The 23,610-nt window shown below is 62.4% G+C and carries 23 protein-coding genes; 11 read left to right on the forward strand and 12 right to left on the reverse strand.

The window, feature by feature from the left end; all coding sequences use genetic code 11:
• The first annotated feature begins 3 nt into the window (after nucleotides 1-3).
• A complete protein-coding gene (locus PHF15_RS06755) occupies nucleotides 4-1,107 on the forward strand; it encodes an NDP-sugar synthase (RefSeq protein ID WP_300119933.1) in 1,104 nt (367 codons plus the stop codon).
• Nucleotides 1,108-1,114: 7 nt separating this feature from the next.
• On the opposite strand, the gene PHF15_RS06760 is transcribed toward PHF15_RS06755, so the two are convergent.
• Nucleotides 1,115-2,416, reverse strand: coding sequence for an anion transporter (locus tag PHF15_RS06760; protein WP_300119934.1), 1,302 nt, complete (start codon nucleotides 2,414-2,416; stop codon nucleotides 1,115-1,117).
• Nucleotides 2,417-2,475: 59 nt separating this feature from the next.
• Here PHF15_RS06760 and PHF15_RS06765 point away from each other — a divergent pair, with 59 nt between their 5' ends.
• Complete coding sequence (locus PHF15_RS06765) at nucleotides 2,476-2,685, forward strand: hypothetical protein (RefSeq protein ID WP_300119935.1); 210 nt, start codon at nucleotides 2,476-2,478, stop codon at nucleotides 2,683-2,685.
• Here PHF15_RS06765 and PHF15_RS06770 read toward each other — a convergent pair.
• Nucleotides 2,682-3,620 (reverse strand): LysR family transcriptional regulator, encoded by a 939-nt coding sequence (locus tag PHF15_RS06770; RefSeq protein WP_300119936.1) that lies wholly within the window; start codon nucleotides 3,618-3,620, stop codon nucleotides 2,682-2,684. The genes PHF15_RS06765 and PHF15_RS06770 overlap by 4 nt on opposite strands.
• An 86-nt stretch (nucleotides 3,621-3,706) precedes the next feature.
• On the opposite strand from PHF15_RS06770, the gene PHF15_RS06775 reads away from it, so the two are divergent.
• Together PHF15_RS06775 and PHF15_RS06780 are read left to right on the forward strand one after the other, a co-directional pair.
• Complete coding sequence (locus PHF15_RS06775) at nucleotides 3,707-5,056, forward strand: aspartate aminotransferase family protein (protein WP_300119937.1); 1,350 nt, start codon at nucleotides 3,707-3,709, stop codon at nucleotides 5,054-5,056.
• 2 nt (nucleotides 5,057-5,058) lie between these two features.
• Nucleotides 5,059-6,582, forward strand: a complete 1,524-nt coding sequence (locus tag PHF15_RS06780; RefSeq protein WP_300119938.1) for a CoA-acylating methylmalonate-semialdehyde dehydrogenase — start codon at nucleotides 5,059-5,061, stop codon at nucleotides 6,580-6,582.
• Between the two features lie 10 nt (nucleotides 6,583-6,592).
• On the opposite strand, the gene PHF15_RS06785 is transcribed toward PHF15_RS06780, so the two are convergent.
• Complete coding sequence (locus PHF15_RS06785) at nucleotides 6,593-7,027, reverse strand: YbaN family protein (protein WP_366520585.1); 435 nt, start codon at nucleotides 7,025-7,027, stop codon at nucleotides 6,593-6,595.
• A 63-nt stretch (nucleotides 7,028-7,090) separates the two neighbouring features.
• On the opposite strand from PHF15_RS06785, the gene ald reads away from it, so the two are divergent.
• Entirely contained in the window at nucleotides 7,091-8,206 is a 1,116-nt protein-coding gene (gene ald / locus PHF15_RS06790) for an alanine dehydrogenase (RefSeq protein WP_300119939.1), read from the forward strand.
• Nucleotides 8,207-8,258: 52 nt separating this feature from the next.
• Entirely contained in the window at nucleotides 8,259-10,241 is a 1,983-nt protein-coding gene (locus PHF15_RS06795; protein ID WP_300119940.1) for an ATP-binding cassette domain-containing protein, read from the forward strand.
• Nucleotides 10,242-10,251: 10 nt separating this feature from the next.
• Here PHF15_RS06795 and PHF15_RS06800 read toward each other — a convergent pair whose 3' ends face one another.
• Both PHF15_RS06800 and PHF15_RS06805 read right to left on the reverse strand, forming a co-directional pair.
• On the reverse strand, nucleotides 10,252-10,740 hold the full coding sequence (locus tag PHF15_RS06800; protein WP_300119942.1) for a MarR family winged helix-turn-helix transcriptional regulator: 489 nt from the start codon (nucleotides 10,738-10,740) through the stop codon (nucleotides 10,252-10,254).
• A 68-nt stretch (nucleotides 10,741-10,808) separates the two neighbouring features.
• Nucleotides 10,809-11,567: a dihydrodipicolinate reductase C-terminal domain-containing protein gene (locus tag PHF15_RS06805; protein ID WP_300119944.1), complete on the reverse strand. Its 759-nt coding sequence runs from the start codon at nucleotides 11,565-11,567 to the stop codon at nucleotides 10,809-10,811.
• A 156-nt stretch (nucleotides 11,568-11,723) separates the two neighbouring features.
• Between PHF15_RS06805 and PHF15_RS06810 the strand changes: the two genes are divergently transcribed.
• From PHF15_RS06810 to hemG, 3 genes are all read left to right on the forward strand, one after another.
• The gene (locus PHF15_RS06810) at nucleotides 11,724-13,058 is read left to right on the forward strand and encodes a chloride channel protein (protein WP_300119945.1); all 1,335 of its coding nucleotides are present in this window, start codon (nucleotides 11,724-11,726) and stop codon (nucleotides 13,056-13,058) included.
• 197 nt (nucleotides 13,059-13,255) lie between these two features.
• On the forward strand, nucleotides 13,256-13,774 hold the full coding sequence (locus PHF15_RS06815) for a flavin reductase family protein (protein WP_300119946.1): 519 nt from the start codon (nucleotides 13,256-13,258) through the stop codon (nucleotides 13,772-13,774).
• A gap of 15 nt (nucleotides 13,775-13,789) precedes the next feature.
• Entirely contained in the window at nucleotides 13,790-14,338 is a 549-nt protein-coding gene (hemG, locus tag PHF15_RS06820) for a menaquinone-dependent protoporphyrinogen IX dehydrogenase (protein WP_300119947.1), read from the forward strand.
• Here the strand turns inward: hemG and PHF15_RS06825 are convergent.
• The 3 genes from PHF15_RS06825 to PHF15_RS06835 form a co-directional block, all read right to left on the reverse strand.
• Complete coding sequence (locus PHF15_RS06825) at nucleotides 14,328-14,900, reverse strand: YceI family protein (protein ID WP_300119948.1); 573 nt, start codon at nucleotides 14,898-14,900, stop codon at nucleotides 14,328-14,330. The genes hemG and PHF15_RS06825 overlap by 11 nt on opposite strands.
• 65 nt (nucleotides 14,901-14,965) lie before the next feature.
• Complete coding sequence (locus PHF15_RS06830; protein ID WP_300119949.1) at nucleotides 14,966-15,541, reverse strand: YceI family protein; 576 nt, start codon at nucleotides 15,539-15,541, stop codon at nucleotides 14,966-14,968.
• A gap of 30 nt (nucleotides 15,542-15,571) precedes the next feature.
• Nucleotides 15,572-16,150, reverse strand: a complete 579-nt coding sequence (locus PHF15_RS06835; protein WP_300119950.1) for a cytochrome b — start codon at nucleotides 16,148-16,150, stop codon at nucleotides 15,572-15,574.
• 181 nt (nucleotides 16,151-16,331) lie between these two features.
• Between PHF15_RS06835 and PHF15_RS06840 the strand changes: the two genes are divergently transcribed.
• Entirely contained in the window at nucleotides 16,332-17,126 is a 795-nt protein-coding gene (locus tag PHF15_RS06840) for a class III extradiol ring-cleavage dioxygenase (RefSeq protein WP_300119951.1), read from the forward strand.
• On the opposite strand, the gene PHF15_RS06845 is transcribed toward PHF15_RS06840, so the two are convergent.
• From PHF15_RS06845 to PHF15_RS06860, 4 genes are all read right to left on the reverse strand, one after another.
• A complete protein-coding gene (locus PHF15_RS06845) occupies nucleotides 17,127-18,377 on the reverse strand; it encodes a CaiB/BaiF CoA-transferase family protein (protein WP_300119952.1) in 1,251 nt (416 codons plus the stop codon). It abuts the gene before it with no gap.
• 185 nt (nucleotides 18,378-18,562) lie between these two features.
• Nucleotides 18,563-19,756 (reverse strand): acyl-CoA dehydrogenase, encoded by a 1,194-nt coding sequence (locus PHF15_RS06850; protein ID WP_300119953.1) that lies wholly within the window; start codon nucleotides 19,754-19,756, stop codon nucleotides 18,563-18,565.
• Nucleotides 19,757-20,045: 289 nt separating this feature from the next.
• Entirely contained in the window at nucleotides 20,046-21,497 is a 1,452-nt protein-coding gene (locus PHF15_RS06855; protein WP_300119954.1) for a glycosyltransferase family 39 protein, read from the reverse strand.
• Entirely contained in the window at nucleotides 21,481-22,515 is a 1,035-nt protein-coding gene (locus PHF15_RS06860) for a glycosyltransferase family 2 protein (RefSeq protein ID WP_300119955.1), read from the reverse strand. Before PHF15_RS06860 ends, PHF15_RS06855 begins: the two co-directional genes overlap by 17 nt.
• Before the next feature lie 120 nt (nucleotides 22,516-22,635).
• Between PHF15_RS06860 and PHF15_RS06865 the strand changes: the two genes are divergently transcribed.
• Complete coding sequence (locus PHF15_RS06865; RefSeq protein WP_300119956.1) at nucleotides 22,636-23,556, forward strand: LysR family transcriptional regulator; 921 nt, start codon at nucleotides 22,636-22,638, stop codon at nucleotides 23,554-23,556.
• Nucleotides 23,557-23,610: the final 54 nt, after the last annotated feature.

Here is a 23,610-nt window from a genome sequence, read left to right on the forward strand (position 1 = left end):
AAAATGGCTAAAGGCATGATTCTGGCCGCCGGGCAAGGTACCCGCGTGCGCCCTTTGACGCGGGACATTCCCAAACCCATGGTGCCGATTCTGGGCAAGCCGGTGATGGAGTTCCTGATTGAGCATCTGGCACGGCACGGCATCACCGAGATTATGGTCAACGTGGCCTGGCACCATCAAAAAATTGAAGAGTATTTTGGTGATGGCCGCCGTTGGGGGGTGCAGATCGGCTACGCCTACGAAGGCGTGCGCGATCAGGGCGAAATTTTGCCGCGACCCTTGGGGTCGGCGGGCGGCATGCGGCGTATTCAGGATTTCAGCGGTTTCTTTGATGAGACCACGCTGGTGCTGTGCGGCGATGCCCTGATCGATCTGGACATCACGGCAGCGCTGGCCGAACACGACGCCAAGAAAGCCATGGCCAGCGTGGTGGCCATGGACGTCCCCTTGTCCGATGTGCAAAGCTATGGCATCGTGGTGGCAGCAGCTGACGGACGCATTCAGTCTTTCCAGGAAAAACCCAGTCCCGCCGAGGCTAAATCAACGTTGGCGAGCACGGGCATCTATATCTTCGAGCCGGCTGTGCTGGACTTCATCCCGCCGGGCACCATTTACGACATCGGCTCCCAGTTATTCCCCGACATGGTGGCGCATGATGTGCCATTTTTCGTTCAGAACCGTCCTTTCACCTGGCTCGATATCGGGCGGGTCGGTGATTATTGGTCGGTATTGCAACAGGTGCTGCGCGGCGAAGTGGCCGACATGACCATGCCGGGGCGCGAGATCAAACCGGGCATCTGGGTCGGCCTGAACACATCCATCACATGGCATCAGGTCAACATCGAAGGGCCGGTCTATATAGGTTCGAGCGTCCGCATCGATCCGGGGGTGGCGATTGTGGGGCCGGCCTGGATTGGCCACGGCAGCCACTTGCGCAGCGGTTGCAAGGTGGTGCGCAGCATTTTGTTCGAGTACACCCGAATTGCCGCCGATATGCACTTCAACGAAATGATTGTGTCGCCGGATTACTGTGTGGACCGCCATGGTGTCACGCTATACCACGACGACGACGCCACTCAGTTGCGCTGGGGTGACGCGCGGGCCTGAGCTGGCATCAAAGCCAGCGCAGCCATGCCCAAACCACACCCAGCGTCAACAACGTCACCGGCACACCCACGCGGGCATGCATGCGCCAGTCCAGCGCCACCCCGCATTTTTGTGCCAGGTCCGCCACGATCAAATTGGCAATCGAGCCCACCAGCAGCAAATTGCCCGCCAAGGTGCTCACCAGCGCCAGCGTCACGCCGGCGTCCTGGTCACTCAGGTGCGGCAGCAAAAGCATCACGGCGGGGACATTGGAGACCAGGTTGGACAGGCCGACTCCGGCAACGAACAGGGCGCCGGGGTCGGCCAGTTGCACGCCTTGTGTTGCCAGCCATGCCACAACCTGCGCAGCCAAACCGGTGGATTCGAACGCGTGATTCACCACGAACAAACCCATGAACAGTACCAGCAATTGCCAGTCGACGAAACCCATGACGTGGGACGAGTGCAGGCGACGGCTCAGCAGCAGCACCGCCGCGCCCACCAGTGCCGCCACCTCGCGCGGCCAGTCGGTGAACAAAAAAACCAGCAGCAGGGCGGTCGCCACCGTCAGCCCCTTGGCGGATTGCCAGGCGTCGAATGGCGGGGCTTGCAGTGGGCCATATCCGCTGGCCAATTCCACTGGCACGACGTCGCCCGCCGCATTTTTTGCCGAACGATCCGGCTCGTTCGGCAGCGTGCGGTTGGCAGACGCACGCGCGCCAGGTCCCCAAGCCAGCCAGGCCCACAGCACGCCCAGGCTCAACACCACAGGCGGCAGGGCTTGGCGCACATAGCCGTCAAATGGCAGGTGCAGCACCGAGCCGATCAGCATGTTTTGCGGGTTGCCGATCAGGGTGGCCGCCGAGCCGATGTTGGCGGCGCAGGCCAGCCCCAGCAAAAACGGCACCGGGTTCAGGCGCCGTTGCCGGCACAGTTGCGCCACCACCGGCGTCATCGCCAGGCAGATGATGTCGTTGGAAAACACCGCCGACAAGGCACCGGCCACAAAAATGAGGGCACCGAGCAGGGCGTTGCGCCCCAGCGGCAGCGCCGCCACCTGGCGCGTCACGGCGGTGTAGAAGCCGCCCAGGCGCATCTGCGCCGACACCACCATGAACGAAAACAACAGCAGCACGGTGGGCAAGTCCACGGCGCTTGCCGCCTGCGCGGTGCTCATGGCGCCCAGGCCGATCACGCTGATCGCGCCCAGCAGTGCCACGCCGGAGCGGTCGAGCTTGAGACGCGGCAAGTCGCCCAGAATCATACCGGCATAGACGGTGACAAAAATCGCCACGATGCCCCAGTCGATCAGGCCATGTTCAGGTGTCATGAGGTGTTTTCGATGGTCCGTAAAATTGTCGCCAACTTTAACCATTTCAGATTTGCCCCATGATCTCCAAACACCTGCAACGCGGCGCCTTGAACGGTGGCGTGCTCGCCATGCTGATCGGCGCCCTGGCACTGGCCGCTTTGCTGATCTACTCTGCTGCCTCGGGCTATGAGTTGCCGTTCTGGCAGGCGATGGCTGTCATCGCGGTCAATGTGGTGGCAGCCGCCCGCTTGGCCTGGACCGTGATTCAGGCCAAAAAGAAACGTTAAACGACGGCTGGATGCGCCTGGCGCAACGCGGCCTGAAACGCCTGCGTGACGCGCGCGGGCTGCGGCGAGGCCCGCACGATGCTGAAAAAGCTGCAACGGTAATGGAAGGTTTGCGGCTGCACGGCGCGCATCCGGCCCAGATGGACAAAACTTTCCGCATAGTGGTCGGGTAAAAAACCCAAAAAGCAGCCTGACAGGATCAGCGTCGCAATCGACTCCTGGTCATAACCGGTCGCGGTGCGCGCCAGTTGCACCTGCTGGGTCAGTTCCATGTTGGGCGAGTGGTAGCCCAGGCCGGCAAAAGCGTAGGCGCGCAGCGCAGCCCAGTTCTGCGGTTCCAGCGCAGGCGTAGCGGCAAACAAAGGGTGCTCGACACTGGCGTAGAGGTACATGGTCTCGGTGAACAGCTCGTCATAGGTCAGCACGGCCGAACTGCGGTGGCCGGGAATGATGCCCACCTGAAACTGGCCGTCGAGCACACCGCGCTCAATCGCGTTGAGCGGCGCCACGTGCAGGTGCAGGCGCACATCGGGGGCTTGCCCGGCAAACAGCTTGATGGCAGCCCCGATATGCGCAGCTGGATTGCTGGCAGTCTTGTCGAAGACGGCAATGTGCAGTTCGCCGCCCATGCGCTGGTGAATTTCGTCGACGCGGCTGCGAAAGTCATCGACCCCGGCCAACAGGCGCAGCGTCTCGGCATAAATTTGCTCACCCTCGGGGGTCAGGGCAAATCCGGCGCGACCCCGCCGGCACAAGGTCAGCCCCAGGCGCGTTTCCAGATCCTTGACGTGGCGGCTCACGGTGGAGGTGCCAATGTTGAGTTCCAGCTCGGCGGCCGCCATGCCGCCGCAGTCCACCACGGTCTTGAACACGCGCAGCAGGCGGATGTCCATGTCGCTGAGCTGGCCCAGGGCGGCGCGGGTTTTTACTTGCATGGATTTACAACCAAGCTGTGATAGTTAAATATTTATAAGAGTAACAGAGTCACGCACAATCGCCAATCTGCTCTTTTGGAGAACCCATGAACATGCCCGATACCCAAGCCCTGACCCGAGCGCGCACCGACGCCGCCTGGCTCGACGCGCACTGGATGCCCTTCACCGGCAACCGCGACTTCAAGGCGCATCCGCGCATGATGGCCAGCGCCGAGGGTGCGTACTACACCGACATCGACGGCCGCCGCATTTTTGACGGCCTGTCGGGCCTGTGGACTTGCGGCCTGGGCCACGGCCGCGCCGAGATTGTTGAGGCGGCACGCCATCAGCTCGCCACGCTCGACTACTCGCCCGCTTTCCAGTTCGGCCACCCGCTGTCGTTTGCGCTGGCCAACAAGCTCAAGGAACTCACCCCCGCCGGGCTCGATTACGTGTTTTTTACCGGCTCGGGATCCGAGTCGGCCGACACCTCCTTGAAGATGGCGCGGGCTTACTGGCGCGCCAAGGGCCAGGGCAGCAAAAGTCTGCTGATCGGCCGCGAAAAAGGCTACCACGGCGTCAATTTCGGCGGCATTTCGGTGGGCGGCATCGGCGGCAACCGCAAGGTGTTTGGCCAGGGCATTGCGGCCGACCACCTGCCGCACACGCAGCCGCCGGCGGGCTCGTTCATTCGCGGCTGCGCCGAACACGGCGCCGAGCTGGCCGACGACTTGCTCAAGCTGATTGCGCTGCACGACGCCAGCAACATTGCGGCCGTCATCGTCGAGCCCATGTCGGGTTCGGCCGGCGTTGTGGTACCACCCAAAGGCTACTTGCAGCGCCTGCGCGACATCTGCACCGCGCACAACATCCTGCTGATTTTTGACGAGGTCATCACCGGCTTTGGCCGCCTGGGCACATACACCGGCGCGGAATACTTTGGCGTCACGCCCGACATCATGAACTGTGCCAAGCAGATCACCAACGGCGCGCAGCCGCTGGGTGCGGTGATTGCCAAGAAAGAAATCTACGATACCTTCATGGCTGCTGGCGGGCCCGACTACCTGCTTGAATTTGCCCATGGCTACACCTACTCGGCGCACCCTGTGCCGTGCGCGGTGGGCCTGGCCACGCTCGACATCCTGGTGCGCGAGAACATGATCGAGCGTGTCAAGGCGCTGGCCCCACATTTCGAGAACGCCGTGCACTCGCTCAAGGGCTGCAAGCACGTGGCCGACATCCGCAACCTGGGGCTGGCGGCAGGCTTCACCATCGAGGCGCAGCCCGGCGAGCCCGCCAAACGCCCCTATGAGATTGCCAAGGCGATGCTGGCCAAGGGCTTTTATGTACGCTACGGTGGCGATACCATCCAGCTGGCGCCGCCTTTCATCTCCACGCCCGCGCAGATTGACAGCCTGGTCAATGCCCTGGGTGAAACCATCAACCAAACTGCCTGATCATGCAAAACCTACCCATAATCCAAGACCTTCCGCAAATCAAACACCTGATCGACGGTCAACTGGTGGCCGGCGGCACACGCCAGGCTGATGTCTTCAACCCCGCCACCGGACAGGCTGAAAAGCGCGTGCCGCTGGCCGACAAGCTCACCGTGGAACAGGCCATTGGCAGCGCCCAGGCGGCGTACCCGGCCTGGCGCAACACGCCGCCGCTCAAGCGCGCCCGCATCATGAGCAAGCTCAAAGTCTTGCTCGAAGACAACGCCGACGCCATCTGCGCGCTGGTCACCGCCGAACACGGCAAGGTTCTGAGCGACTCGCTGGGAGAGTTGCAGCGCGGCATTGAAAATGTCGAATACGCCTCTTATGCCCCCGAACTGCTCAAGGGCGAGCACAGCAAGAACGTCGCCCCCACCATGGATTCGTGGAGTGAATTCCAGGCGCTGGGGGTGTGCGCTGGCATCACGCCTTTCAACTTTCCGGTGATGGTGCCGCTGTGGATGTGGCCGATGGCGGTGGCTTGCGGCAACACCTTCATTTTGAAGCCATCCGAACGCGACCCGTCCAGCACGCTGCTGGTGGCCGAACTGGCGCTGCAAGCGGGCCTGCCACCGGGTGTGCTCAATGTGGTGCATGGCGACAAGGAGGCGGTCGATACCTTGCTCACCGACCCGCGCGTCAAGGCCGTCAGCTTCGTCGGCTCGACGCCGATCGCCGAGTACATCTATTCAACCGGCTGCGCCCACGGCAAGCGCGTGCAGGCGCTCGGAGGCGCCAAGAATCACGCCGTGGTCATGCCCGATGCCGACATCCCGAACGCCGTCAATGCCTTGATGGGCGCAGCCTATGGCTCCTGCGGCGAGCGCTGCATGGCAATTCCGCTGGTCGTGGCGGTGGGTGATGCGACTGCCGACGCGGTGGTGGCCGGCCTCAAGGTCGAAATCGCCAAGATGAAGGTCGGCCCCGGCACCGACGCCGCCTGCGACATGGGCCCGCTGGTGACCAGGGCGCACTTCGAGAAGGTCAGGGGCTATGTGGATCAGGGCGTGAGAGAGGGCGCCACGCTGGTGGTCGATGGCCGCGGTGTGAGTGTGCCAGGCCATGAGAGCGGATACTTTCTGGGCGCCTGCCTGTTCGACAACGTCAAGCCCGGCATGGTGACCTATCAGGAGGAGATCTTTGGCCCGGTGCTGGGTGTGGTGCGTGTCCAGACCCTGCAGGAGGCGATGGACATGATCGATGCCCACGAGTACGGCAACGGCACCTGCATCTTTACCCGCGACGGCGAAGCCGCGCGTTTTTTCAGTGACCACATCCAGGTCGGCATGGTCGGCATCAACGTGCCGCTGCCGGTGCCGGTGGCCTACCATTCGTTTGGCGGCTGGAAGCGCAGCCTGTTTGGCGACCTCCACGCCTACGGTCCGGATGCCATGCGCTTTTACACCAAGCGCAAGACCATCACCCAGCGCTGGCCGAGTGCCGGTGTGCGTGAAGGCGCGGTGTTCAGTTTCCCGAGCAGCCGCTAGGGGGATTTGATCAGCGCCTGTCCGAAGTGGGCAGGCGCCACATCCAGAGCGCCACCAGCGCGCAGCAGGCGCCGGGAACCCAGCCGATGCTGGCCGGCATGAACCACCAGGCGATGCCGGAACTGATCGTCATGGTGAACCAGGCGACCTGCTTGGCGCGTAGCGGAACGACGCGCTGGCTGCGCCATTCCCGCACCATCGGGCCAAAGCGCGGGTGCCCCAGCAGCCACTGCTCGTAGCGCGCACTGCCCAGCGAAAAGCAATAGGCGGCCAGCAGCACAAAAGGGGTGGTGGGCAACAGCGGCAGTGCAATGCCGATGAAACCCAGGAGCAGGCACAGCGCGCCGCAAATCAGCCAGACCCAGCGCACCCAGCGGTGGCGCGACGGCGGCGGTGGCGCAACAGGTGGCAGGGTGGAGGGCAAAATTTGAAACGGTATTGACAAATAGGCCGCCATTGTCAGGCGGTTTGACGCACACTTTGGATTTTCCATTTCAAGGAGATTCGCATGTTGATCGGACTGCCCAAGGAAATCAAGAACAACGAATTTCGCGTCGGCCTGACACCGGCCAGCGTGCGCGAACTGACCCACCATGGCCACCAGGTGCTGGTGCAAACCGGGGCGGGTGCTGCCATTGGCTTGAGCGACGATCAGTATCTGGCCGCAGGTGCCACGCTGGCACAGGATGCGGCGCAGGTCTTTGCCGCGGCCGAGATGATCGTCAAGGTCAAGGAGCCGCAAGCCCATGAGTGCGCCATGCTGCGCCCGGGGCAGATTTTGTACACCTACCTGCACCTGGCGCCCGACCCCGAGCAAACGGCGACGCTGGTCAAGTCGGGCGCGGTGTGTATTGCCTACGAGACCATCACCGGCCCGGGTGGCGGTCTGCCGCTGCTGGCGCCGATGAGCGAGGTGGCGGGGCGCATGGCAGTGCAGGCCGGGGCCGCCCACCTGGAAAAATCCAAGGGCGGCATGGGTGTGCTGCTCGGTGGTGTGCCCGGTGTGCCAGCCGCCCATGTGGTGATTCTGGGCGCCGGTGTGGTCGGCATGAACGCGCTGCAGATGGCCGTGGGCATGGGCGCCAGGGTGACCGTGCTCGACAAAAACGTGGACCCACTGCGCGCGCTGGACCTGGTGTTTGGCAACCGCATCAGCACGCTCTATTCAACTGCCCACAGCGTCGAAGAAGCGGTGCTCGATGCCGATCTGGTGATTGGCGGCGTGCTGATTCCCGGCGCCGCTGCACCCAAGCTGGTCACGCGCGGCATGGTCTCGCGCATGAAGCCGGGTGCGGTGGTGGTGGATGTGGCGATCGACCAGGGCGGCTGCTTCGAGACCTCGCACGCCACCACCCACGCCGAGCCCACCTTTGTGGTGGACGGCGTGGTGCATTACTGCGTGGCCAATATGCCAGGCGCGGTGGCGCGCACCAGCACCTTTGCGCTCAACAGTGCCACCATCGGCCATGCGCTGGCGCTGGCCGACAAGGGCTGGCAGCAGGCGCTCAAGGATGACCCGCACCTGAAAAACGGCCTCAATGTGGCCCAGGGCCAAGTCACCTACGCGGCTGTGGCACTCGCGCTGGGCTACGCCTATATTCATCCTGACACACTGTTGGGCTAAGCCCACTCCCAGGGCCTGCGGCGCGCACCGGGCAAGGGATAATGCGCGCCACATGGCACTTATCACACTCCTCGACGCACAACTGGCTTTCGGACACGTCCCGCTGCTGGATCACACCACTTTTTCCCTGGAGACGCAGGAGCGCGTCGGCCTGATCGGTCGCAACGGCGCCGGCAAATCGTCGCTGCTCAAGATTCTGGCCGGACTGGAAAAGCCCGACGACGGCACTTTGCAGGTGCAAAGCAACACCCGCATTGCCTTTGTAGCGCAGGAGCCGCAGCTCGATGCTGACATGACCGTCTTCGAGGCGGTCAGCGCCGGCCTGGCCCGGGTCATCGCGCTGATCGATGAATATTCGCAAGGCCACGGCGACCTGGATGCGATGCAAAGCGGAATCGAGTCGCTGGACGGCTGGAATTGGGAGCAGCGCGTGGGCGAGACCCTGCACCGGCTGCACCTGGAGTCCGACGTCAGGATCGGCACGCTGTCGGGGGGTAACAAGAAGCGTGTGGCGCTGGCGCAGGCGCTGGTGGCCGCGCCCGACGTGCTGCTGCTCGACGAGCCTACCAACCACCTGGACCTCGACAGCATCGAGTGGCTCGAAGGCCTGCTGTCTGACTTCAAGGGCAGCATCGTGACTGTGACCCACGACCGCTCGTTTCTGGACAACGTGGCCACGCGCATCGTCGAGCTCGACCGTGGCCGTTTGCTGAGTTATCCGGGCAACTTTTCCGCCTACCTGCAGCAAAAGGAAGAACAGATGGCGCAGGAGGCCGTCATCAACGCGCGCGCCGACAAGCTACTTGCCGCAGAAGAGGTGTGGATTCGCCGCGGCGTGGAAGCGCGGCGCACCAAGGCGCAGGGGCGCATCAACCAGTTGGCCGTGCTGCGGGCCCAGCGCGAGGCACGGCGCGAGGCGCTGGGCAGCGTCAAGCTTGACCTGGCCAGCGGCGCCGCCAGTGGCAAGCTGGTGGCCGAACTCACGCATGTGAGCAAGGGTTTCGGCGAGCACAAGATCGTCGATGATTTTTCCACCGTGATTTTGCGCGGCGACAAGGTCGGCCTGCTCGGCCCCAACGGCGCCGGCAAAACCACGCTGCTCAAGCTCATTCTGGGCGAACTCAAGCCCGATCCGGCACCCGCCAACGCGCCCAAGCCGGGTCCGGGCGAGAGCGCCTGGGGCACGGTCCGCCAGGGCGCCAATATCACCGTGGCTTACTTCGACCAGATGCGCAACGCGCTCGACCTCGACGCCACGCTGGAAGACTTCATCAGCCCGGGCAGCGAATGGATCGAGATCGGCAACCGGCGCCAGCACGTCAAAAGCTACCTCGGCGACTTTTTGTTCTCGCCGGCACGGGCCAACTCACCGGTGCGTTCCCTGAGCGGCGGCGAGCGCAACCGCTTGCTGCTGGCGCGCCTGTTCGCCCGCCCCGCCAACGTGCTGGTGCTCGACGAGCCCACCAACGACCTCGACATCGACACGCTGGAACTGCTAGAAGAACTGCTGCAAAACTTTGACGGCACGGTGTTTCTGGTCAGCCATGACCGCACCTTTCTCGACAACGTGGTCACCAGCACCATTGCCTACGAGGGCGACGCCAAATGGCGCGAGTACGAGGGCGGCGTGACCGACTGGCTGACGCAGAGCCAGCGGGCCAGCGAAATCGCCAAAAGCAAGGGCCAAAAAGGCGCGCAGCCGTTTCACTACGAACGCGAGTCAGTCGCAAAGACGCAAGTTGCGGCATCAAGCAGCCCGGTTGCGCCTGCCCTATCGCCCGTTGCCAGTGCCGCTCCCGCTCCCGCCAAAACCCGCAAGCTCAGCTTCAAGGAACAGCGCGAGCTAGACGCGCTACCCGACCTGATTGCGGCGCTGGAAGCCGAGCAAAAGGAAATTGCTGAATTGCTGGCCGATGGCAGCCTGTACGCCATCGACAACGCCCGCGCCCTGAAGCTGGCCACCCGTAGTGCCCAGATCGACGACGCGTTGATGGCCGCTCTGGAGCGCTGGGAAACGCTGGGATCGCCTGCCTGACAACGCCGCGTTACAGGTGCGCCAGCGGCAGCTGTCCGGCGGTCTCGTCGGCGTGCAGCAGTGCAATCAGTTCGGCCAGATCCTGATCCAGACGCTGCAGGGTAAGCGGGTTCAACTGGTCGAGCGCGGCCGGCAATACCCCTTCGAAAGGCCCTGGCACCTTGGCCAGCAAATCCATCGCCTGTGATGTGACGTGCAGATGCACATGGCGCTTGTCCTCTTTGTCCTTGTCCATGCGAAGCAGGTCTTTGTGCTGCAATACGCGCACCAGGTTGCTGGCGGTGGACTGGTGCACGTCCATGCTCCTGGCCAACTGGCCCATGCCGATGCCGGGCTGGTCGCGGATCACGCTCAAGGCCCAGACCTGCGCTCCGCCCAGTCCCACCTGTTTTTCAACCTGCTTGAAGTGGCTGCGCACGGCGTTGAACACCACACGAAAGCGGCGCAGCACCCGGCTGGACTGGGTTGGCTGGCTGGTGGTTGCGTTGGTGCGCGGCATAAAGACCCGTTTGGTTGAAGCTTCAACCCGGAATCATAGGCCCGAATCCGGCCAACGCCTGACAAGTTTTATTGGGCGGGTCGGTTGAGCAACTCTTTGCGCACCATGCGCATCATCAGGTCGTCGAACGTGTAAAAACCGTTCTCGCACTGCGCCAGTTCGGCCAGCGCAAAGGCGGCCCCGGTGCCGAAGGCGCGGCGTTCGATCGAGTTGTGGATCAGCCGCACGGTCTGGTACGGAAAGCCAAAAATCACCTCGTGGTGGCCGACGATGCCACCGAGCCGCAGCGAGGTGATGCGGTCTTCATCGACGTCGATGCTTTGCGCAATCTTGCGCGCCGTGCCAGACACCTCGGGTTTTTCCCGAAAGTGCTGCTCGACAATTTCAACGTCGGCAAACGGCGCGATCTTGCGCAGCAGCCGCGCCGCCATGATCAAGAAGTTGATGCCCACCGTGATGTTGGGCGAGCACAGCACGCGGGCATCTTTTGCCAGGGTATGCGCGTAAGCCAGGTCGGCGTCGCTGTAGGCCGAGATGGCGCTGACCAGCATGAGCCCCCTGCGGCGCACCTGTTCGCCGTAGAGATGCAGGCTTTCGGGGCTTGAGAAGTCCACCAGCGAATCGACCGGGTGCGCATCGAGCCACTGACCCCAGTCGTCTGGTGAAGCCAGCGTCGCCATGGGCACCCCAGCGTCGGGGGCGGGTTTTGCCGAGGCGACAGCAGAGCGGCGCGCAATCCAGCACAATTTATAGCGCGGGTCGTCCTGTAGCACCTGCGCCACCGCTTGCCCGGCTTTGCCGAAACCTACCAGACCGACTTTGATCATGAAACACTTCCTTCGGGTTGACTGTGGCGACTGTCCAACACAGCTTTCCAGTTGCAATCATTATCCTTAAATATATTCGTGCCAATGTAGTTTGCCCACACAATCCATGTTGAAAAGCCATTTGCCAAGGCCCGCTGCCCGACCCCCTGGACGTTCATGAATCCTGATGTCAATCGCGACGAAATCCTGCACTCCATCCACAAGGAGGCGGTGGACTGGCGGGCTTGGGCCGGGCGCGTGCTGGTGATGGTGTTTGCCGCGCTGGCCGGGCTGACCGTGGTGGCGTTCACCTGGATGACCGAACTGGCTTTTGGCCTCTTTGAGCGGATGCAGCAAAGCTACTGGTGGAGCCCGCTGCTGTGGACGCCCTTGTGCACCGCTGCCATTGTCTGGGTCATGCGTCGTTATGCCATGGGCAGCGCTGGCTCTGGCATTCCGCAGGTGATGGCCGCGCTCGATGGCAGCGTGGCCCCGGCCAACCGCAGCCTGTTTGTGTCAGTCAAACTCACTCTGGCCAAGATGGCGCTCGCTACCTGGGGCCTGCTGGCGGGCCTGTCGCTGGGGCGCGAGGGGCCGTCGGTGCAAATTGCCGCCGGTGTCATGCACCATGCGCGGCGCTGGTTGCCCGACAAGTCGCAGGTGTCGGAGCACGGCCTGATGATGGCCGGCGGCGCCGCCGGAATCGCTGCGGCCTTCAACACACCGCTGGGCGGTGTCATGTTCGCCATTGAAGAGTTGTCGCGCAAACCCGAGCAGCGCTCCAGCGGTCTGCTGCTCGCGGCCATTGTGCTGAGCGGTTTGATGGCCGTGTCGATCTACGGCAACGCCACCTATTTTGGTGTCATCAAGGTGCAAAACCTGAGCATGGCGCTGCTGCTGCCGGGGCTGGCGGTGGCGGTGCTCAGCGGTTTGGCCGGTGGCTTGTTTGCGAGGGTGCTGCTGGTGTCGATCCGGGGCGAATCCGGCGACCGTTTCAGCCGCTGGCGCAAGCGCAGCCCCGTGGCTTTTGCCGCCGCTTGCGGCTTGTCGGTTGCCGTCATCGGGCTGGTCAGCCACGGTGACACCTTTGGCACCGGTTACGCGCACAGCCGCGCCATGCTCGAAGGCAACGACGACACCTCGCCAATTTACGTGCTGCTCAAGTTCATAGCCACCTGGATCACCGCTTGGGCCGGTGTGCCCGGCGGCATCTTTGCCCCGGCTTTGTCCATCGGCGGCGCCTTGGGCAACGACCTGGCGCAGTTCATGAACTATGCCAACGCGCCCACCCTGATCGCTCTGGGCATGGTGGGTTTTTTGGCCGCTGTCACGCAGGCGCCGCTAACCTCGTTCATCATCGTCATGGAGATGGTGGCGGGTCATGAACTGGTGCTGAGCCTGATGGCCACTGCCGTGGTGGCCAGCGGTGTTTCGCGCCTGCTGTGCGTGCCGCTTTACAGCGCGCTGGCGCAGCTGCAGCTGCAGCGCCTGCCCAATAGCGAGCAAACATAAAAAAGGAGCCCCGAAGGGCTCCGAACTCGCTTGCTATTCTGATCAAATGGCAAGATAAATTTTATTTATACAAATGAAATCGCAATGAAGATTTTCCATCGTCATCAGAATTGTGCTTGCGCTGAAACACAAGCGAATAGGATCGATATTGCCCGCTCGCCGTTTGCGTTTATGCGATATCGGTTAAATTCCAGCGGATGTCTTTGACCGCACAGCGCCTGAGCGCCCGCCCCCCCGTTTTTTCCAGCGCAGAATTTCGCACCGCCCTGGGCATGTTCGCCACCGGCGTCACGATCGTCACGGCGCGCGCCCGTGATGGCCATCTGATTGGCCTGACCGCCAACTCGTTCAATTCGGTGTCGCTGAGTCCGCCGCTGGTGCTGTGGAGCCTGTCGCAGGCCGCCTCCTCGATGGAGGCCTTTCGCAAGGGCTCGCACTACGCCATCAACATTCTGGCGGCAGACCAGCAGGCACTGGCGCAGCGCTTTGCCAGCCGCGGCGTGGACCGTTTTGCCGATGTCGATTTCGTCAATGGCGCCTGTGGTGCGCCCCTGCTGGCGGGTGCCGTGGCCACTTTCGAGTGTTTTAACCGCAGCCGCTACACAGAGGGCGACCATGTGATTTTTGTCGGTGAAGTGGAACATTGCGCGCACCGCAGCGGCGTCGCACCATTGCTCTACCACGGCGGCAAGTTCTACACTGAGCATCCTTTGTAACTGATAGGTCTCCTCATGAACGCTCCCGCTGCTCAACGCACCCTGATCACCTATGCCACCACCGATGGCCACACGCTTCGCATTTGCCAGCGGCTGCAGCAGGTGATGGAAGCGTTGGGCAGCCAGGTCACAGTAATCCTGTTGGCGCAAGCCGATGCGCTCGATCTGGCCAGTTTCGACCGCATCGTGGTCGGCGCCAGCATCCGCTACGGCCACCACCAGCCGCTGGTGGCCGAGTTCATCAACCGGCATCAGGCGCTGCTGGAGAGCCGCCCGAGCGCCTTTTTTTCGGTCAACATTGTGGCGCGCAAACCCGACAAGAACACCCCTGAAACCAACCCCTATTGCCGCAAGTTCCTGAAAAGTGTTGCCTGGAAACCGGCCCTGACGGCGGTGTTCGCCGGCAAGCTTGACTACCCTCGTTATGGTTTCATCGATCGCCAGATGATCCGCTTCATCATGCTCATCACCAAAGGCCCCACCGACCCCAAGGCGGTGGTGGAGTTCACCGACTGGAACAAGGTGGAATCCTTCGGGCGCGAGGTGTGCGCGCTTACTGTTTGACCGCTTCCACCTGGATCAGCAGGCGCACGTTCTTGGGGAAGCCCCAGTCGATGCCGTAGTTCATGCCGAACTGGGTGCGGTCAATGGAGGTCTCGAAGTCTCCGCCGCACACTTCGCGTTTGAGCATGGGATTTTCATAACAATTGAAGTTAACAGCCTTGAGCGTGACCGGCTGGGTCTTGCCCAGCAGCGTCAACTTGCCGGTCACGCCGGTCAGCTTGTCGCTGCTGAAGCTGAATTTGTCGGAAACAAACGTGACGCTGGGGTACTTGGCCGAGTCGAACAGGTCGGCGCTTTGCAGGTGTTCATTGAACTTGGAAAAGCCGGTGTTGACAGATGCGGTGTCGATCGCGATCTCGACCTTGCCGGTTTTGGCGGCGCGGTCGAATTCCACCTTGCCTTCTTTTTTGTCGAAACGACCGCGGTTGGTCGAGGTGCCGAAGTGGCCGATCTCGAAGGTCACGTAGGTGTGCGACGGGTCGATGGCGTAGTTGGCCGCCTGGGCTTGGGACATGCCCGCGAGCAGGGCCAGGGCAGCCGCAGCAATAACATTAGAACGCATGGAAAACTCCAGTGGAAAGGTTAAGGGAAGGGGAAGGGAGAAGTAAAAAACTTGAACAAATTCAATCAGGGCATCTTGGGCAGCCCGCTCAAGGCCAGCTTGAATCTGACCTGCACGTCATCGGCCACCATCGAGGTGTCGGTCCATTCGCCGTCGCCAATTTTGAAAGCCAGCCGTTTGATCGGCAGCATGCCCGTGGCCGTGGTCACCGCGCCGCTTTGTGTCATGGCCAGCGGCACCGTCACATCGCGCGTCTGGCCCTTGATGGCGAGTTTGCCGGCCACCTCGTACTTGGCCCCGCCCAGCGCCTTGAAGGCCGAGGAGGTGAAGCGGGCCTGCGGGAATTGGGCGGCGTTGAACCAGGTGGCCTTGGGCAACTCGTGATCCATCTCGAGCGAGCCCAGCGTGGCGCTGCCAATGTCCACGGTGAATGTTACCTTGCTGGTGGCGAGTTTGGCGGCGTCAAAGTCTACTTGGGCGTCGAATTTTTTGAAGTGCCCCAGCACCGGCACGCCCATTTGTTTGATCTCGAAAGCAATGTCGCTCTGGGCGGGCAGAAGCTTCTGCTGTCCGACGGCGGGCAGGGCGACTGCGGCTAGTGCGGCCGCGAGCAATGCAGGGACAAAATGAAGAGGTTTCATCCGGGGACTCCAAAAAATGGTGAATAGGGGTTACCAAACCCTGCCAGGCAGCATGCGCGACAGCAGTCCGTCACGGTCCACCCATTGGTGTTTCAGTGCGGCGGCGATGTGCAGTCCAGCCAGCGCCATCAGTGCCAGCGCCAGCACTTTATGCAGCGGCTTGATCAGCTCGGCCAACTCCTTGTCGGGCGGAAGCAAGTCTGGCAATGGGATCTGTCCGAACCAGACGATCGGGAAACCGGCCGCCGAACTGTAGGCCCAGCCCATCAGCGGCACGGCAAGAAACAACAGGTACATCAGATGATGCGTGGCATGGTAAGCGCGGTTTTGCCAGCTTGGCATGGCTTGCACAATGGCTGCGGGCAGGGCCGGCGGGCGGTGCGTGGCGCGCCACAGCAGGCGCAACACAGTGAGCGCCAAAAACGTCACGCCAGCCCATTTGTGCCAGTTATAGAGTTTCAGGCGCTGCGGCGAAAACGGCAGGTCGGTCATGTACACGCCGACGACGAACATGGCCACGATCACCAGCGCCAGCAGCCAGTGCAACACGATGGCTGCCGTGCTGTAGCGTGTGGCTTGCGGTGATCGAGGAGACAGGGGTGGGTTCAAAAACTTCTCCGGAAGATGTTTGTCAGGCTTCAGCTCTGATGCGATGGAAAGAAGTTTAGAGTTCGGTTGATCCAAATGGATTCAATCTGATTAACGTTGAAGTTCGAATATTTTCAACGTTGAAAATCCGTGTTCTTGCATACTGAGTGCCACTTTTGCTTTGATCAACATGAACAGCGACATGACACACAGCCCGCATTCAGCTCCCGTATTCTTTATTTCGCATGGCGCACCCACGTTCGCCCTGGAACCCGGGCAACTGGGCGCCAATCTGCATGCCCTGGGTGAACAACTCACTGGCATCAAGGCCGTGCTGGTGGTATCGCCACACTGGCAAACCCGTGAGTTGCAGGTCTTGGCCACACCCAGGCCTGAGACCATTCACGACTTTGGCGGCTTCCCGGCTGCGCTGTACCAGTTGCAGTACCCGGCGCCGGGTCAGCCCGAGTTGGCCCTGGAGGCGATGCAATTGTTGACGCAGTCAGGTTGGCCGGTCACTACAGAGGCGCAGCGTGGCTTGGACCACGGCGCCTGGGTGCCGCTGTTGCATTTGCTGCCCAAGGCTGATATTCCTGTTTTTCAGGTCTCACTGCCGCACAGTCTGGACACCGCCGGGGCGCTGGCGCTCGGCCGTGCTTTGGCGCCCCTGCGCGAGCGTGGCGTGGTGATCGTCGGCTCAGGCAGTTTGACGCACAACCTGTACGATCTTCAGCCACCCGCTGCATCCGCCGTGGCTTACGCCGTCGAATTCGCCCACTGGATACGCCAAGCCGTGACCCGTGCCGATGCCGATGCGCTGCTGGACTACCGTCGTCTGGCACCGCATGCCGAACGCGCCCACCCCACGCAAGAGCACTTTTTGCCCTTGCTGGTGGCGCTGGGCGCCAGCCATGAGCGGGAAGCAGCGCAAGTGATTGCCGGGGACATCACTTACGGCGTGCTGTTGATGGAGTCCTATGTTTGGGGGGTGAATTGATCAAACCACCCCGCGCTGGCGCAAGCGCGCCACTTGTGTGGCATCCAGGCCCAATTCAGCCAGCACCTCATCGGTGTGCTCGCCCAAAGCAGGTGGCGGACGACGCAGCACTGGCGGCGTCGCCATCAGGCGCAGCGGACTGGCCACCGTGGCGATCGATGTCACCGCGCCGGCTGTAGGCTGGCTGCTGGTGACGGCCTGATCCACCCTTAAACCGCGCGCCTGCACCTGGCCGTCGGCAAAGGCCTGACCCATGTCGTTGATCGGGCCGCAGGGCACCGCCTTGTCTTCGAGCAGCGCAATCCATTGCGCAGTGCTTCGCGTACGCGTGACAGCCTGCAGGGTCGGAATCAAAACATCGCGGTGTTTGACACGCAGCGTGTTGCTGGCAAAACGCGCATCTTTCGCCCATTCCGGGTGGCCGGCGGCATCGCAAAAGCGCGCAAACTGGCCGTCGTTGCCGACCGCCAACAGCATGCTGCCGTCCAGCGTTTCAAAGGTCTGGTACGGCGCCAGGCTGGGGTGGGTATTGCCCTGGCGCTGCGGCACACGGCCGGTGTTCAAAAAGCCTGCCGCCTGGTTGGCCAACACCGCCATGCCCACGTCGAGCAGCGCCATGTCGATGTGCTGGCCCTCGCCCGTGCGGTGGCGAACCTCGACGGCCGCCAGAATGGCGCTGCAGGCGTAGATGCCGGTGAGCACGTCGACCAGCGCCACCCCCATTCGCATCGGGCCGCCGCCGGGCTCGCCGTCCGCGTGGCCGGTGATGCTCATCAGCCCGCTCATGGCCTGGATCATCAGGTCGTAGCCGGCGCGCTCGGCGTAGGGTCCGTGCTGACCAAAACCGGTGACCGAGCAGTAAATCAGCCGCGGGTTGACAGCTTTCAGGCTCTCGTAATCGAGCCCGTATTGCTTCAGCCCGCCAACCTTGAAGTTCTCCACCAGCACGTCGCTTTGTGCCGCCATCTTGAGGATCAGCGCCTGGCCCTCGGGTTGCGCCATGTCGAGGGTGATGGCGCGCTTGTTGCGGTTGCAGGCGGTGAAATAAGTGGCCTCAGTTGTGTCGTTGCCTTGCGCATCCTTGAGGAATGGCGGCCCCCAGTGGCGCGTGTCGTCTCCTGCGCCAGGGCGTTCCACCTTGACCACATCCGCGCCCAGGTCAGCCAGCATCTGGGTGCACCAAGGGCCGGCGAGCACGCGGGAAAGGTCGAGGACTTTGAGATGGGAGAGGGCGGCTGGTTTTGCTGTCATTTTGGTGTTTGAGCCAAGGTTCATTCGTTGCGGTTGATGTGCTGGTAACTTGTGACTGGCTGTGCGAGCTAAGGCTGAGGCAGCCGCCAATACCCAACTCACTGCCCCACAGACTAACGTGCTTCCAACAAATAGTCCCAAAATCGAAATTAATTGGAATCTGACCCCAATTAATTGGACCCCAATTAATTGAACGCCTGAATGCCGGTCTGCGCGCGGCCCAGAATCAGCGCATGGATGTCGTGCGTGCCTTCGTAGGTGTTGACCACTTCAAGGTTCACCAGATGCCGTGCCACGCCAAACTCGTCGCTGATACCGTTGCCGCCCATCATGTCGCGCGCCATGCGGGCCACGTCGAGCGCCTTGCCGCAGGAATTGCGCTTCAAGATCGAGGTGATCTCCACCGACGCCGTGCCTTCGTCCTTCATGCGGCCCAGGCGCAGGCAACCTTGCAGGCCGAGTGCGATTTCGGTTTGCATGTCGGCGAGCTTCTTTTGTATCAGCTGATTGGCGGCCAGCGGGCGGCCGAATTGCTGGCGGTCCATCACGTACTGGCGTGAGCGGAACCAGCAGTCTTCGGCGGCGCCCAGGGCGCCCCAGGCAATGCCGTAACGCGCGCTGTTCAGGCAGGTAAACGGGCCCTTGAGGCCCTGCACCTCGGGGAAGGCGTTTTCTTCTGGGCAAAACACGCCGTCCATCACGATCTCGCCGGTGATGCTGGCGCGCAAACCCACCTTGCCGTGAATCGCCGGGGCGCTCAAGCCGGCCGCGCCCTTGTCGAGCACAAAGCCGCGGATCGGGCCGACCGCGCCGGACTCTGACACCTCTTTGGCCCAGACCACAAACACGTCGGCAATCGGGCTGTTGGAAATCCACATCTTGCTGCCTGACAGTTTGTAGCCGCCGGGTACCTTCACCGCGCGACTCAGCATGCTGGCCGGGTCGCTGCCGTGGTTGGGTTCGGTCAGGCCGAAGCAGCCGATCCACTCGCCGGTGGCCAATTTGGGCAGGTACTTTTGTTTGGTCGCTTCATTGCTGAACTCAAAAATCGGCACCATCACCAGCGAGCTTTGCACACTCATCATCGAGCGGTAGCCGCTGTCCACGCGCTCGACCTCGCGCGCAATCAGGCCGTAGGCCACGTAGTTCAGGCCGGGGCCGCCGTACTGCTCGGGAATCGTGGGCCCGAGCAGGCCCAGCTCACCCATCTCGCGGAAGATGGCCGGGTCGGTTTGCTCCTTGCGAAAGGCCTCGATCACGCGCGGTTGCAGCTTGTCCTGGCAGTAGGCGGCGGCGGCCTCCTTGATGGCGCGCTCGTCGTCGGTGAGTTGTTGTTCGAGCAAAAAGGGATCTTGCCAATTGAAGCGTGCGTGGGCCATGAGGTTCTCCATTAAGTATTCAGATGACGCATGTTAGCGTCCGGATGGGCGCCAGACAAACGATTAATCATCACAATGAATTGAGGAATACTCATACCTTTAGGATCAATGCTTTGAACTTCAAAAGTGATTTTGTCACTGCGAGCGTAGCGCGGCAGTCTATGCAGTCCGGAAATCGTGGATTGCTTCACTTGCGTATCGCAATGACAGGAGTAGTGCAATTAAGTAGTTGTGGTATGCGCCTGGGGTATATCAAGAGCTTTTTGCAGGAATCCCAGCCTGCCGCGGGTCACTTGCCCGATGGCGCACCCGGGATCAATGTCAACACATGTTCCGAGCTTTCGAACAGGGGCGCCAGCGGCTGATTCAAGGCTTGTGACAACTCGCCCAGATTGTTTTTCGGCAGCGCCAGATACAAGCCAGCGGTACGGCCGCTCATCTGGCCCAAGTCTTTTAACGTGACGACGCCGACCTGCCCGCGCGAATAAAACGTGGCAGAAAACGGCACGTGGTCCAGATACACCAGTGGTTCGCCGGCTTGCCTGCGCTGCATGGCGTAGGCCACCAGATGCTTCTCGGTATTGAGCAGTTGAGGTTGCAGCGTGACCACTGCGGTGTAGCCTGTCACGAGCAGCGGCATCAGCCAGGTCAGGGACAAGCGCAGGCGCTGGCCCGGCTTGCGGGTGAATGCAGCCGTGTCAAGCGCCAGCGCCATCAAGACGCTGAAGGCTGCCAGCGCGGGCAGCACGTAGGTCCACAGGATGTTGCCTGAAACGGTAAAAAATATTGGCGTGAACAAGGCCCAGGCGAGCAAATATGCCTTGTCGGGGTCGTGCCGGGTCTGCCACAGGGCCGCCCTTTGCATCGGGTTGAGCAAGTGCCTCAGCAGCATGGCCAGCGCCACCAGCCCCCAGGGAAAAGACGCCACCAGCACCTCGCCCCAGATGGCTCCTTTCATCCGCTTGTGCGCCACGCCATACAAATCACCCGTCCAGCCGGAATCGATGAAACGCAAAAAATGCTCGCCCACCAGAAAGTAGTTCAGGAAACCAGGGGTTTTTTGCTCGGCCAGCAGGTACCAGGGCACGCTCAGGAGCAGCATCAGGGCCAGCCCGGAAGCCCAGGGCAGGCGTTTGAACGACTCCCTCAGGCTGGGGTAGAACATGGCCAGTGGCACCATTGGCCCGGCCACCAGCACCAGCATGAGCGGCCCCTTGGCCAGCAGGCCAAGCGCCAACGCCACAAAAAAACCGTAGCGCCAGGCGGGGCCGGGCGCTTTGGTCGACATGGCCAGCGCCACCATGGCCCAGGTGGTGGCCAGCGCCAGAAAGGGGTCGGTCAGCACCGCGCCGGCGGCCATGAAGACCAGCGCGCAGCTGACATAAATCAGCAGCGCCCCCCGTGCGATGCGCTCGCCGAAATAGGCGCGCGCATAGACAAACAGCAAGGCCATGCCGCCCAGCGTGGCGAGCCAGGACGGCAGCCGCGCGGCAAATTCCGTGACACCCAATAACTTGAATGCGATCGCCTCGGTCCAGAACGACAGTGGCGGTTTGCCCCAAAAAGGGAGCTCAGGGGTAAACCAGGGTGTGATCCAGTCGCCCCTGAGCGCCATCAGTCGCGCCACCTCGGCGTAGCGCGGCTCGGATGTGCCCGCCAGCGGCATCCATGCCATGCTGGCAAGGCGCAAACCCAATATCGCGCCCAAAGCCCACCACCATGGGCTAAGCCGAAGGCGCATGGGCGGTATCCTGACCTGTTGTGGGCTGGACTGCTGCTGCCCGCGGGCTTTGCACCACATCGCGCAGCACGTACAGCGGGCGCTGTTTGGTCTCGAAATAGGTTTTCCCCACATATTCGCCCACCACGCCAATCGACAGCAATTGCACGCCACCCAAAAAGGTGATCACGGCGATCAACGACGGGTAGCCACCCACCGGGTTGCCATGCAGCAAGGCATCCACCACAATCCAGAAGCCGAACGACAGGCCGACCAGCGCGCCGATCAGCCCCATCACGGTGGCCCAGCGCAAGGGCGTCACCGAAAACGAGGTAATGCCCTCGAACGCCAGCCCGAACAGTTTCAGAGCATTCCATTTGGTGTTGCCGGCAGCGCGTTCGTCGCGGTCGTATTCGATCACGTGGGTGGGGTAGCCAACCCAGGCAAACAGGCCCTTCATGTAGCGATTGCGCTCAGGCAGCTGCTTCAGCGCATCGACGGCACGCCGGCTCATCAAGCGGAAGTCACCGGTATCGGCGGGTATCTCGATGTGGCTCAGAATGTTGAGCAGGCGGTAAAACAGATGGGCGCTGAGCCGCTTGTGCCAGGACTCGCCCGCGCGCGAGCGCCGCTTCATGCAGACGATGTCGGAGCCGGCATGGAACGCCGCCAGCATTTGCTCAATGAGCTCGGGCGGATCCTGCAAATCGGCATCGAGCACCACCACCGCCTCGCCCACCGACAAATCCAGGCCTGCGGTCAGCGCGGCTTCCTTGCCAAAATTGCGGCTCAGACGAACGGCCTTGACCTCGGGGTGGCTGGCGGCCAACTCCAGCAGATAAATGCCGCTGTCGTCATGGCTGCCGTCATCCACCAGCACCAGTTCATAGCGGATGGCCAGCGGTTGCAACACACGGGTCAGGCGTTCGTACAGCAAGGGCAGCACGCTGCGTTCGTTGTAGAGCGGGATCACAACGGAGAGCACCACAGTATCCGAAGGCCCGGGCCCGGCAAGCCGGGGTTCGGATTCAGCGTGCATGAGGGTTACTTTTTGTCAACATGAGAAATTGCCTGTCAAAACGGCTGCATCTTACCGTCTGCAGGTCGCGGCCAGCCCGACGGGCGCCGCGCGGGCGTTTGTGTCTATGATGGCCGCACCATGCGCCGCAAAATTCCGTCCTTTCAAGCCCTGGCCTGCTTCGAGGCTGCGGCCCGCCACCAGAGCTACACGCGCGCGGCGCAAGAACTGGCGCTCACGCAAGGCGCGGTGTCGCGCCAACTCACCGCGCTGGAAGAATTTGTCGGCGTGGCGCTGTTCAAGCGCACCCGCCATGGCGTCACGCTCACCGAGCGCGGGCGCGACTACGCCGCGCAGGTGGCCATTCGGCTGCAGGCGCTGGAGCAGGACACGCTCGACGTGATGAGCACGCAGGGGCGTGGCAGCGTGTTGCATCTGGCCGCCGTGCCCACCTTTGCCACGCGCTGGCTGATTCCGCGGCTGCCTGAGCTGAAAAGAGTTCAATCCGATCTCACCGTGCACATCGAGACGCGCACCCGCCCCTTCATGTTCGCCGACACGCCGTTTGACTGCGCGCTGTTTGCCGGCACGCCCGCGCAGGTCAGCCAGTGGGCCGGCACCCGGGCGGTGAAATTGCTTGACGAGGTGGTGCTGCCGGTGTGCCATCCCAGCCTGCTTAAAGGGCAGGCCGGCCTGTCGCCCGAAGCCATCGCGGCGCTGCCCTTGTTGCAGCAAAGCACCCGCCCCGACGCCTGGCGGCAGTGGTTCGAGGCGCAAGGTGTCGCCGTGCCGCAGGCACTGTCTGGCGCACGTTTCGAGCAGTTTTCAATGACGGTGGCCGCTGCCGTTCACGGCCTGGGCCTGGCACTGGTGCCACGCCTGCTGATCGCCGACGAGCTGGCGCGCGGCGACCTGGTGGTGGCCTGCGACCGCCCCCTGGCGAATCAGCGCGCTTATTACCTGGTGCGCCCTGACGGCGGCGACAACCCGCCGGCCACGCAAATTTTTCTGGACTGGCTGGTTCAAATCGCGAGAAGTGCAGACTTGACCAGCGACATTTAGCTGCTGGCGTGGCTGACCGCGCGATCCCAAGGCTTGAGACGACCCGGAACATGA

The sequence above is a fragment of the Rhodoferax sp. genome, assembly GCF_028689295.1.
Classification (GTDB): Bacteria; Pseudomonadota; Gammaproteobacteria; order Burkholderiales; family Burkholderiaceae_C; genus Rhodoferax.